Below are 10,912 nucleotides of genomic sequence, written 5' to 3'. Positions count from 1 at the left end.
CGGAATCTCCCCAAATTATTCCCCACGCTAATTTGGGGAGATTCCCCCCACCAGCCGGCCAGTCTTGCGCGTCAGCGCAAATTTGGCCGGCCGTGACGGGGGAGAGGGGACGCAAATCCAACGTAGAAAACAAAGCATGGGGTTCGAAGGGGCAAAGCCCCTCGCGGTTCTTTCCCCCTTTTCTTGGCGTCAAGAAAAGGGGGGCCATGCGGCCTGAGCTAAAAAGAAAACACCTCACCCACAGCGCGGATGGTGTGTTCCAGATCCTCCTCGCTGTGTGCGGCGGAAACAAACATCGCCTCAAACTGCGCGGGCGCCAGATACACCCCGCGCGCCAGCATCTTCTCAAAATACGCGGCATATTTCTGCAAATCGCTCTTGGTCGCGTCGGTGAACGATTCCACGCGATCCGGCGTGAAGAACGGCGCGACCAGGCTTCCCACCTGATTGATCCGCACCCCCGCGCCCGCGCGGGAAGCGGCCTCACGCATCCCATCGGCCAGCCGGTCCGCCTTTTTCGCGATCGTCTCATACACCTCGGGATGCTCGTTGAGATACGTCAGCTGTGCCAGCCCCGCCGCCATCGCGACCGGGTTGCCGGACAGCGTGCCCGCCTGGTATACGGGGCCGCACGGGGCCACCTGCTCCATGAGCGCGCGGCTTCCGCAGTACGCGCCCACAGGCATACCGCCGCCGATGATCTTCCCAAACGTCACGAGATCGGCGCGCACGCCGAAAAATTCCTGCGCGCCGCCGCGCGCCAGACGGAACCCGGTGATCACCTCGTCAAACAGGAGCAGCGCGCCCTCCTTGTCGCAGATCGCGCGCAATCCCTCCAGAAAACCGGGCTGCGGCCCGACCACGCCCATGTTGGCCGCCACCGGCTCCACAATGACGCAGGCGATCTGCCCCGGGTACCGCGCGAACAGCTCCCGCACGCTCTCGAGATCGTTGTACCGCGTGGTGAGCGTATCCTTCGCCACGTCCGCCGGAACGCCCGCCGAGCTGGGACGGCCCTCCTCCGCCACAGCGGAGGAACCGGCCTTGACCAGCATGGAATCGCTGTGGCCGTGGTAGCAGCCCTCAAACTTCATCAGCTTGTCCCGCCCGGTGGCGCCGCGCGCCAGCCGCAGCGCGGACATGACCGCTTCCGTGCCGGAATTGACCATGCGCACCATCTCGATGTTCGGCACCATCTGCACCATCAGCTCCGCGATCTCCACCTCGCGGCGGGTGGACGCGCCGAAGGAAAGCCCGTCCTTCACCGCGCGCTCCACCGCTTCCCGGATGATCGGGTGGTTGTGCCCGAGGATCATCGGCCCCCAGGAGCACACATAGTCAATATACTTGTTTCCATCCTCGTCCCAGATGTACGCGCCGTCCGCCCGCGTGATGAAGCGGGGCGTCAGGCCCACAGCGCGGTACGCCCGTACCGGGCTGTTCACACCGCCGGGCAGCACCTTTTTCGCCCGTTCAAACAACGCTTCCGATCGATCCATTACCCGATCTCCCCTTCCCGGATGGCCTTCGCCAGCTCCTTCGCATAGTAAGTGATGAGAATACTCGCGCCCGCGCGGAAGATGGAAAGCGCGGACTCGCACATGACGCGGTGCTCGTCGATCAGCCCCACCTGCGCCGCCGCTTTGATCATCGCGTACTCGCCGGACACGGAATACGCCGCCATCGGCACGTCAAACGCGTCCGCGCACTCGCGGATGATGTCGAGATACGACAGGGCAGGCTTGACCATGATCACATCCGCGCCCTCGCGCACGTCGAGCGCACATTCCTTTTTCGCCTCGCGGCGGTTGTGCGGATCCATCTGGTAGCCGCGTCGATCGCCAAAGGAGGGAGCCGAACCGGCAGCGTCGCGGAACGGACCGTAAAACGCCGAGGCATATTTCGCGGAATACGCCATGATCGGCACATTGGTGAACCCGTCAGCGTCCAGCGCGGCGCGGATCGCCGCCACACGGCCGTCCATCATGTCGGAGGGGGCCACCATGTCGGCCCCGGCCCGGGCATGGGAAAGCGCCGTTTTCGCCAGCAGCTCCAGCGTCTCGTCGTTGTCCACCTGCTCGCCGCACAGCGCGCCGCAGTGGCCATGGTCGGTATACTCACACATGCACACGTCCGTCACTACATAGAACTCCGGGTACGCACTCTTGATGGCGCGGATCGCCTTCTGGATCACGCCCTCCGGGTCCCACGCGGAGGAGCCGAGCGCGTCCTTTTTGGCCGGGATGCCGAACAGGATGCAGCTTTTTACGCCCGCGTCCACGCACTCGCGCACGGCCTCGCACACCGTGTCCAGGCCGTAGTGGTACTGTCCGGGCAGGGAGTCGATGGGGCGCCTGCCGCTGAGGGTTTCGTCCACAAAAATGGGATAAATCAGGCTGTCCGCCGACAGGCGGGTTTCCCGGCACATGCGCCGGATCGTTTCGCCGCTGCGCAGGCGGCGGGGTCTGTAAACCAGTTCCATCGTTTCATTCTCCTTCCACAATCCGCTCGATCAGCGCGTCCAGCGTGGCCTCCCGCGCGGTGATCGTCCGCATGCCGAAGCGGCGCGCTTCCTGTTCCGTCTGTTTGCCGATGCAGGCCGCCAGCACGCCGGAGCAGTCCGTGCCCTCGCCCAGCGCGGCGGCAAAGCCCCGCACCGTGGAGGCGCTGGTAAACGCCGCCATTGCGCCCGCTTCCGTCAGACGGCGCAGCGCCTGCCCGTCCGGGGAGAGGATCCGCGTCTCGTAGCAGCGCACATCCGTATATGGCACACCGCCGCGTTCCAGTTCGTGCGTCAGATCCTCGCCGCCCAAAACGGCCCGCAGAATCAGCACCTTCCCGCGCGGCTTCGCTTCGCACAGCGCCCGCCCGAGGTGTTCCCCGTCGCTGACGGTGGGAACGAGGTCGGCGCGCAGACCATTGGCGCGCAGCTCCGACGCGGTACCGGGGCCGACGGCGGCAATTCGGACGGCTCCAAGCGCGCGCACGTCGCGGCCCGTGCGATCGAGATAGTCCATCAGCGTGCGTACCCCGGCGGCGCTGGTGAACGCCAGCCACGCATAGTCCCCGATCGACGCGATCGCTTCGTCCAGCTCCGGGCAGGGGTCGCATGGGGCTGTTTCGATGCACGGCATTTCCTCCACCCGCGCGCCCAGCGCCCGCAGGCGGTCGGACAGCGTGCCCGCGCGGTCCTTCGGCCGGGTGACAATCACGCACTTTCCCTTGAGCGGGAGCGCGTCGTACCAGTCGAACCGTTCCGCATACGCGCACACCTTGCCCACCACGATCACCGCCGGGCTTTTCACCTGACGACGCGCGGCCTCGTCCGGCAAATCAAGGAGCGAAGCGAGAGTCACGCGCTGCTCCGGCGTCGCGCCGCGCTCCACCACGGCGGCGGGGGTCTGCGGGTCCATGCCCGCGCCGAGCAGTCCGCGGCAGATCGCGCCGAGCGCGCTCACGCCCATGAGAAACACCAGCGTGCCGCCGGTTTTCACCAGCGCGTCAAACGCGATGGAGAGCGGCTTTCCCTCCCGCTGGTGTCCGGTGACGATGTGCACGGAGGAACAGCAGTCGCGGTGCGTGACGGGAATCCCGGCATAGGCGGGAACGGCGATCGCCGACGTTACCCCGGGGATCTCCCGGAAGGGCACGCCGTGCTCCGCCAGCAGCTCCAGCTCCTCGCCGCCGCGCCCGAAGAGGAACGGATCGCCGCCCTTGAGCCGCACGACGCGCTTACCCTCCAGCGCCTTTTCGAGCAGAATCTCGCTGATCCGCTCCTGCGGCACGGTGTGGTGCGAGGACTCCTTGCCCACGTCGATGCGCTCCGCCGTCTCCGGGATCCACGAGAGGATTTCCCGGCCCACCAGCCGGTCATAGGCCACCACGTCGGCTTCCTCGATCGCCTTTCGACCGCCGAGCGTCATCAGCTCCGGATCGCCCGGCCCGGCTCCGACCAAAATCACCTGTCCCGTTTTCATTCGTACTTCCTCCTCATCTCGTCCGCGAGCGACGCGCCGAGCCGTTCGCCTTCCTCCCGTGGGCCGGAGACGGTCTCAAAATGCACCGTCTCCCGCGCCGTGACGTACATGCCTTTGAGGGTGATTGTTTCGCCGGACACCGTGGCGAACGCGGCGGTGGGGGAGGAGCAGCCGCCGTCGAGCGCGCGGACAAAGGCGCGCTCCGCGAGCAAACAGTCGCGCGCGTCGCGGTCGTCAAAGAGCCGCAGGCACGATACATCCTGCCCCTGCCGTGTCTGCACCGCCAAAATGCCCTGTCCGGCCGCCGGAAGGATCTCATCCGTCGAAAACACCCGGCTGATCCGCTCTTCCATCCCCAGCCGCGTCAGACCCGCCCCGGCCAGCACCAGCGCGGAAAATTCGCCCTCGTCCAGCTTGCGCAGCCGCGTCAGGACATTCCCGCGCACCGGCTCCACCCGCATCCCCGGAAACAGCGCCCCCAGCTGAAGGCGGCGGCGCTGGGACGCGCAGCCGATCGGCTTCTCCGGGTCAAGCGAATCCTTCCCCTGCGGCAGCACGAGCACGTCGCGCGGGTCGGCGCGGCGCGAAAACGCCGCCAGCGGAAGGCGCGGGTCCAGCTCCATCGGCAGATCCTTGCTGCTGTGCACCGTCAGATCCACCCGCCCTTCGAGCAAAGCCGCGTCCAGCTCCCGGACAAACAGCCCCTTACCGCCGATTTTGTCGAGCGTGCGGTCGAGGATCTTGTCTCCCGTGGTTTTCATCGTCACCAGTTCCGTCTCGATCGACGGGTCACACGCGTGGATCGCGTCGATGACGATCTCAGACTGGATGACGGCAAGGCGGCTCTCCCTGCTCCCGATCAACAGCTTCTTCATGGCAGCTCCTCCAGTACGGCGCGGATCGCCCGGGCGGCGGCGGCCGTTTTTTTGTGATTGTCCCCGCGCGACACCACGCCGGAGACGAGCCCGCCGCCCGTGCAGACGGCGGGAAAAAAGAACGTGCTCTCCTCGCGCGCGTCGGCCACGCTCACGGGGATGTTCCGCCGCGCGGCTTCCCGGCCCACCAGCCGGTTGACCTCGCGATCGTTCGTGGCGGCCACGGCGAGAAAGGCGTTTTCGAGATCGCCGTCGCGGTATGTGCGCCGCTCCCAGACAGCCCCCGGCGGCGGGGCTTCGCACTCGGGCGCAATGAGGATGACTTCCGCGCCGAAGGAGAGCAACACGCCCGCGCGCCGCAAAGCGATCGGCCCCGCGCCCACAATCACGGCGCGTCTGCCGCGCAGATCGACAAAGATGGGAAACCGGTATTCGCGCAGATCCTCCAACCGTATCCCCTCCTCTCAGGACACCACCCGGCGGCCCGTGGTGCGCGTCCGGATTTTGCTTTCACAGTGCTGCAGGCTGTCCGGGGTGATCCGCCCCGCCAGCCCGGAAACAAGCAGATCCACCGTCTTTCCCACGGCCAGCTCCACGACCTCCTCGGGCGACGCTTCCCCCGCCAACTCCGGCGACGTGAGCAGCCGGTTCACGAGCGCCTGCTTGAGACTTTCCACGGAGGTCATGCAGTCGCGGTAATTCATCCAGCGGCTGAAATTGTCCATCTGCGCGCGCAGAATTTCCTCCACAGCGGGCGGGAGCGTGCGGTGATCCGCGACGCTGCCGAGATCGTCGATATTGTAGAGCGACACGCCCGAAAGCTCCCCGACCTCCGGCTGGATATCGCGCGGGATGGCGAGATCCACGGCCACGCGCGGCGGATGTTCGAGCGACGCCATCTGCTCCGCCTTCACGGTGTAATGCGGGCTGGTGGTCGCGGAAATCAAGATGTCGCACCCGTCGATGTGGCGCATCCGATCCTCATACGGCACCACGCCGCACCCGGGCGGCACGATCGTCTCGCCGTGGCGGTAGGTGCGCAGGGTGACGGACGTTTCACACCCGGCCCGCTGCAAGAGCGAAGCCGCGAGCCGCCCCATCTCGCCGTTGCCGATGACGACGGCGCGCCGGTGCGCGAGATCCCCGAACACATCCCGCAGAAGCTCCACCGCCGTCCCCGCCGCCGAGGTCGGCACGCTCGTCAGGCGCACGCGCGTGCGCACCTCCTTGCCCGCCGCCACCGCCGAGCGGAACAGCGTCTCAAGCAGCGCGTCCGCCGTCCCGGCTTCCCGGGCGATCGCGATCGCCTGCCTTACCTGGGAAATAATCTGATCCTCGCCCCAGATCCGCGAGCGCAGTCCCGCCGCAACCTCCATCAAGTGGCGCGCCGCGTCCTCGCCGGACAGCGTGAAAAACGCTCCCGCAAACGGCGCGTATTCCACCCCCGCCGCGCGGCAGAGCAGCTTTCCCGGCTCCTCCCCGCCCGCGCAGGACAAGTACAGCTCCGTGCGGTTGCAGGTGGAGATCAAGACACAGCCCGAGACACCGGGACAGTCCCGCACGGCCTTCACCGCTTCCGCCGTCTGCTGGCGGGTAAAGGAAAGCTTTTCTCTCAGCTCCACGGGGGCTTTGCCGTGTTCGAGTCCCGTCATAATAAGCTTCACGCCGTTTCACGCTCCCAAGCCCGCGCACAGCGGGCCTTTTTTCGTCTCCTCCCATGCTTCCCTGCACAAAAAGCCGCGGCAGATCCACACTGCCACGGCCGTTTTTCACACGGGGAACGCCTTTTGTTTCAAGATATGACGCGGGAGGGCTTTTTATCCTGGTGATCAGTATAGCAACGGCAAAAGTATTTGTCAACGGGGCGCGGGACAGCACGAAAACGGCTCCAAGCGCCGCGCACCCGCCCCGTTGACAAACTTCCCCCGCACGGCTACAATGAAGGCGTCGCCGCGCCCGGAGCGGCGTTTCGGAACCCAAACAACAACACAAGAGGGAGGGCCATTTTGTTATGCTGGAAACTCTTGGGCCTATGGAAATTGAAGCGAGAAGCTTTCAAATCATCACGGAGCTGCTGGGGGATCGCACGTTCGATCCGGAGATTGCTCCGGTCGTCAAGCGCGTGATCCACACATCCGCCGACTTCGACTACGCGGACAATCTCGTCTTTTCCCCGCGCGCCGTGCAAATTGGCATCGACGCGCTGCGCGGCGGCTGCGATATCGTGACCGACACCCAGATGGCCCGCGCGGGCATCAACAAGACCATCCTTGCGCGGCTCGGCGGGGAGGTGCACTGCTTCATGTCCGACCCGGACGTGGCGCGCGAAGCCAAGGAGCGCGGCGTGACCCGCGCGATCGTGTCCATGGAGCACGCCGCGCGCCTGTCCAAGCCGTGTATCTTCGCGATCGGCAACGCGCCCACCGCGCTGATCTCCCTCCATGAGCTGATACAGGCGAAAAAGCTTTCCCCGGCGCTCATCATCGGCGTGCCGGTGGGCTTTGTGAACGTGGTGGAAAGCAAGGAGCTGATCCTCTCATCCGGCGTGCCGCACATCGTCGCGCGGGGCCGCAAGGGCGGAAGCAATATTGCCGCCGCGATCTGCAACGCGCTTCTGTATCAGATCGAGCGGTAACACACGCAAAGCCGCGCGAAAAACGCATCGTTTCCCATTGCAAAGGCGCGGGAAATATGGTATCCTCTCAAGTGAAACGAGTATGAGGTGACCGGCTGCCGCAAAGGCAGGCCAGTAGAATAGGGAAACGGGTGAAATTCCCGTGCGGGACCGCCGCCGTGAGGGCAGAGCACCGGCTTTTCAAACGCCACTGTGGGTACACATGGGAAGGCAGAGCCGGAGCAGAGACGCCTGAGCCGGAAGACCTGCCCCATGCTCCATCCTGCCGGAAAGGGCAGACCGCACGGCGCGGACGGACAAAACGCGCGGTGCCGAAGGGTGGGGCGTTCGCCCTCCTTTCCAACCCCTTCCCGCTTTTGGGAAGGGGATTTTTTATTCTTGGAGGAATGTTTCATGACAGCACGGGAAAAGAAATTTCTGTGCCTCTCCACGGTGATCGCCGCCGTGCTCTGTGTACCCGGAGCCGCGTTCGCGATGCACATCATGGAAGGCTATCTGCCCCCGGCCTACTGTGTGGCCTGGGGCGCGCTCTGCCTGCCGTTTCTCGCGGCGGGCGTCATCTCCATCCGCCGCCTGACGCGGGAACGGCGCAAATCGCTGCTGCTCCTTGCCATGGCGGGGGCGTTCGTGTTTGTGATTTCGTCGCTCAAGATCCCGTCCGTGACAGGCAGCTGCAGCCACATGACGGGCACGGGCTTGGGCGCGATTCTGTTCGGCGTGCCCGCGACCTCGGTGCTGGGCGTGATTGTGCTCGTCTTTCAGGCGCTGCTGCTCGCCCACGGCGGGCTCACGACGCTCGGGGCAAACGCGTTCAGCATGGCGATCGCCGGGCCGCTGCTCACCTGGGCACTGTACCGCGCGGGCCTGCGCCTGCGCGTGCCGAAGCTGGCCGTCGTGTTTGTGTCGGCGATGCTCGGGGATCTCCTCACCTACTGCGTCACCAGCTTGCAGCTGGCGCTGGCCTATCCCAGCCCCTCGGGCGGCGTGGCGGCAAGCGCGCTGGAATTTCTCGCGGTGTTCGCTCCCACCCAGCTGCCGCTGGCCGTGATTGAGGGAATTATCACCATGCTGGTTGTGATGGGGCTCGAGTCCGTCGCAAAGCCGGAGCTGCGCGAGCTGGAACGGGCCAGAAGGAGGTTGACGGAATGAGCCGAAACGCGAAAATTGCCATTGTCTCCGTACTGATCATTCTGCTGCTGGCGCTCGTGCCGCTCTTCGCGCTTCCGGGCGCGTCGTTCGGCGGCAGCGACGACGCGGGCAGCGCCAAGGTGGAGGAGATCACCGGCACAGCCTATGAACCGTGGGCAACGCCGGTTCTCGAGCAGATCCTCGGCGGGGAACTGCCCGGCGAGGTGGAAAGCCTGTTTTTCTGCGTGCAGACGGGTCTGGGCGTGGGCGTGCTGGCCTTCGGCTTCGGCTATCTGACGGCGCGCAAAAAATGCGGCGGCGACCGTGTGAAGAAGGACGGGGAGGATGCCGCTTGACGGCCCTTCTCACGGCGATCGCGCTGCTGAGCCTGTTTGCGGGCCGTCTGGCCCCCATTCCACTCGCGGCCTCGTGCCTGCTGCCCGCGGCGCTGTTCTTGCTCCCGGCGGGCAGGCACCGCCACGGCGGCGGCCCGGTGATGGACGCATGCGCCCGGCGCTCCCGCCTTTCCCGGGAAAACGCGGGGGTGAAGGCGGCGGGAAGCTTGCTGCTGCTCGTGCTGTGTATCTGTTCGGGATCGCCGTGGCCGCCGCTGCTGCTGTTCTGCTTTCTCTCCGGCGTGACGCTGCTCTGGGGCAAAACCCGCCCGCACGACTATCTTTCGCTGCTCACGCTGCCCGCCGTGTTCCTTTTGCTCTCCGCGCTGACGCTTTTGTGGGATTTCTTCCCGGAGCGTCCGGCGGGGGCGGCGCTTTCCGTCCCGTTTTTCGGCGGCTGGCTGGCGGTGCTGCCCGCCTCGCAGGAACTGGCCGGGCTGGTACTGGCGCGCGCGGTGGGGGCGGTGGGCTGTCTCTATTTTCTGAGCCTGTCCACACCCCTGCCGGAGCTTCTGCACGCGGCGCGGCGCGCTCATGTGCCCGCCGTCGTCACGTCGCTGGCGGTGCTGATCTACCGCTATCTGTTTCTGCTGCTCGACGCGGCGCGCACCCGGCGGGACGCGGCCGACAGCCGCCTGGGCTACCGGGGGCTTCGCCGCAGCCTGCGCACCACGGGATTGGTTTACGGCAATCTGCTCGCGCACGGCTTCCGGCGTGCCGGAGCGTGCTATGACGCGATGGAAAGCCGCTGCTTCACGGGGGAGATCGCCTTTCTGACGCGCCCCAAGCCCGTGACGGCGCGGCTGCTTTTGCTGCTTCTGCCCGCCGTGGCCGCGATGCTCGCGGGCGTGCTGCTGCTTCGCTGAGCGCAGAGAAAAGGAGGGCGTATGCTCGAATTTCAGGAGGTTTCCTTTCAATATGAAACGGGGGACGGCGACCATGAGGCGCTGTCCCCGCTCTCTGTCACGCTCCGCGAGGGCGAGCGCGTCGCCGTGCTGGGGAGCAACGGCGCGGGGAAATCGACGTTTTTCCTTCTGGCAAACGGCGTGCTCCGCCCGCACAGCGGAACCATCCGGCTTGACGGAGAGCCGATAGGCAGGCGCTCCCGCGACCTGCTCCGTCTGCGCCGTGCCGTGGGACTGGTGTTTCAGGACCCGGACGTGCAGTTTCTCGCCGGGACGGTGGAGGAGGAGATCAGCTTCGGCCCGATGAACCTCGGCCTACCCCCGGATGAGATACGCCGCCGGGTGGACGCGGCGATCGAGTGCCTGGGGCTGGACGGCTACCGTGAGCGCGGCCCGCAGGAGCTTTCCGGCGGCGAGAAGGGGCGGGTGGCCATCGCGGACGTGCTCGCCATGGAGCCGCGCTTCCTGCTTCTGGACGAGCCCGCCAGCAGCCTGGACCCGGCGGGCCGCGCCCTTCTGGAACAGACGCTCGGCGTGCTGCACGAAAAGGGAATGGCGCTGGCCGTGGCGACGCACGACGTAGATTTCGCGTGGCGCTGGGCTGACCGCGCGCTCGTTTTTCATCAGGGGCGTCTGGAACGCGACGCGGCCCCGGCGGAGGTTTTCGCGGACACCGCCCTGCTCGCGCGCTGCGGGCTGGAACAGCCTCTTCTCTGGCGCGCCGCTGCCGCCCTCGGCGTTTCCCCGCCAAAACACCCGGAGGAATTCTCGCGCTCCGCCTGCGGCGGTTCGCGGTCTGAAGCATAATTTTGCAGGCTTCGCCCGGAAAATTACGCTTCAGCGGCTGGGTGCTATCCGCAAGCTTCCGTAGGGCCGTTCCCCAACGCACGGAGGAATTCTCGCGCTCCGCCTGCGGCGGTTCGCGGTCTGAAGCATAATTTTGCAGGCTTCGCCCGGAAAATTACGCTTCAGCGGCTGGGTGCTATCCGCAAGCTTC

11 protein-coding genes and 1 riboswitch are annotated in these 10,912 nt (G+C 66.1%); of the genes, 5 read left to right on the top strand and 6 right to left on the bottom strand.

The window, feature by feature from the left end; genetic code table 11:
* Positions 1–218 precede the first annotated feature (218 nt).
* The 6 genes from hemL to hemA are packed head-to-tail and all read right to left on the bottom strand — an operon-like array spanning position 219 to position 6,516.
* Positions 219–1,499, bottom strand: coding sequence for a glutamate-1-semialdehyde 2,1-aminomutase (gene hemL / locus B5F35_RS16440; protein WP_087242643.1), 1,281 nt, complete (start codon positions 1,497–1,499; stop codon positions 219–221).
* Complete coding sequence (gene hemB / locus B5F35_RS16435) at positions 1,499–2,482, bottom strand: porphobilinogen synthase (RefSeq protein ID WP_087242642.1); 984 nt, start codon at positions 2,480–2,482, stop codon at positions 1,499–1,501. The genes hemL and hemB overlap by 1 nt, the downstream gene beginning before the upstream one ends.
* A 4-nt stretch (positions 2,483–2,486) precedes the next feature.
* A complete protein-coding gene (gene cobA / locus B5F35_RS16430; RefSeq protein ID WP_087242641.1) occupies positions 2,487–3,977 on the bottom strand; it encodes a uroporphyrinogen-III C-methyltransferase in 1,491 nt (496 codons plus the stop codon).
* A complete protein-coding gene (gene hemC / locus B5F35_RS16425; RefSeq protein ID WP_087242640.1) occupies positions 3,974–4,852 on the bottom strand; it encodes a hydroxymethylbilane synthase in 879 nt (292 codons plus the stop codon). The genes cobA and hemC overlap by 4 nt, the downstream gene beginning before the upstream one ends.
* On the bottom strand, positions 4,849–5,301 hold the full coding sequence (locus B5F35_RS19350; protein ID WP_242969567.1) for a precorrin-2 dehydrogenase/sirohydrochlorin ferrochelatase family protein: 453 nt from the start codon (positions 5,299–5,301) through the stop codon (positions 4,849–4,851). The genes hemC and B5F35_RS19350 overlap by 4 nt, the downstream gene beginning before the upstream one ends.
* A gap of 15 nt (positions 5,302–5,316) precedes the next feature.
* Positions 5,317–6,516, bottom strand: a complete 1,200-nt coding sequence (gene hemA / locus B5F35_RS16420; RefSeq protein WP_242969566.1) for a glutamyl-tRNA reductase — start codon at positions 6,514–6,516, stop codon at positions 5,317–5,319.
* A gap of 347 nt (positions 6,517–6,863) precedes the next feature.
* Between hemA and B5F35_RS16415 the strand changes: the two genes are divergently transcribed.
* The 5 genes from B5F35_RS16415 (at position 6,864) to B5F35_RS16395 (ending at position 10,722) form a co-directional block, all read left to right on the top strand.
* Entirely contained in the window at positions 6,864–7,487 is a 624-nt protein-coding gene (locus B5F35_RS16415; protein WP_087242639.1) for a precorrin-8X methylmutase, read from the top strand.
* A gap of 68 nt (positions 7,488–7,555) precedes the next feature.
* Positions 7,556–7,754: riboswitch (cobalamin riboswitch) on the top strand.
* A 126-nt stretch (positions 7,755–7,880) separates the two neighbouring features.
* Positions 7,881–8,636, top strand: a complete 756-nt coding sequence (locus B5F35_RS16410; RefSeq protein WP_087242638.1) for an energy-coupling factor ABC transporter permease — start codon at positions 7,881–7,883, stop codon at positions 8,634–8,636.
* Entirely contained in the window at positions 8,633–8,971 is a 339-nt protein-coding gene (gene cbiN / locus B5F35_RS16405; RefSeq protein WP_087242637.1) for a cobalt ECF transporter S component CbiN, read from the top strand. The genes B5F35_RS16410 and cbiN overlap by 4 nt, the downstream gene beginning before the upstream one ends.
* On the top strand, positions 8,968–9,876 hold the full coding sequence (gene cbiQ / locus B5F35_RS16400; protein ID WP_162611462.1) for a cobalt ECF transporter T component CbiQ: 909 nt from the start codon (positions 8,968–8,970) through the stop codon (positions 9,874–9,876). The genes cbiN and cbiQ overlap by 4 nt, the downstream gene beginning before the upstream one ends.
* A 21-nt stretch (positions 9,877–9,897) precedes the next feature.
* The gene (locus B5F35_RS16395; RefSeq protein WP_087242635.1) at positions 9,898–10,722 is read left to right on the top strand and encodes an energy-coupling factor ABC transporter ATP-binding protein; all 825 of its coding nucleotides are present in this window, start codon (positions 9,898–9,900) and stop codon (positions 10,720–10,722) included.
* Positions 10,723–10,912: the final 190 nt, after the last annotated feature.

The organism is Anaeromassilibacillus sp. An200, from assembly GCF_002160025.1.
GTDB lineage: Bacteria > Bacillota > Clostridia > Oscillospirales > Acutalibacteraceae > Caccousia > Caccousia stercoris.
Note: the sequence above shows the minus strand (reverse complement) of the source record. Positions and strands in the feature narration are given on the sequence as shown.

Bases quoted from the DNA above. Each gene is read 5' to 3' on its own strand.
- hemL (WP_087242643.1), bottom strand. From the start codon at position 1,499: ATGGATCGATCGGAAGCGTTGTTTGAACGGGCGAAAAAGGTGCTGCCC.
- hemB (WP_087242642.1), bottom strand. From the start codon at position 2,482: ATGGAACTGGTTTACAGACCCCGCCGCCTGCGCAGCGGCGAAACGATC.
- cobA (WP_087242641.1), bottom strand. From the start codon at position 3,977: ATGAAAACGGGACAGGTGATTTTGGTCGGAGCCGGGCCGGGCGATCCG.
- hemC (WP_087242640.1), bottom strand. From the start codon at position 4,852: ATGAAGAAGCTGTTGATCGGGAGCAGGGAGAGCCGCCTTGCCGTCATC.
- B5F35_RS16415 (WP_087242639.1), top strand. From the start codon at position 6,864: ATGCTGGAAACTCTTGGGCCTATGGAAATTGAAGCGAGAAGCTTTCAA.
- B5F35_RS16410 (WP_087242638.1), top strand. From the start codon at position 7,881: ATGACAGCACGGGAAAAGAAATTTCTGTGCCTCTCCACGGTGATCGCC.
- cbiN (WP_087242637.1), top strand. From the start codon at position 8,633: ATGAGCCGAAACGCGAAAATTGCCATTGTCTCCGTACTGATCATTCTG.
- B5F35_RS16395 (WP_087242635.1), top strand. From the start codon at position 9,898: ATGCTCGAATTTCAGGAGGTTTCCTTTCAATATGAAACGGGGGACGGC.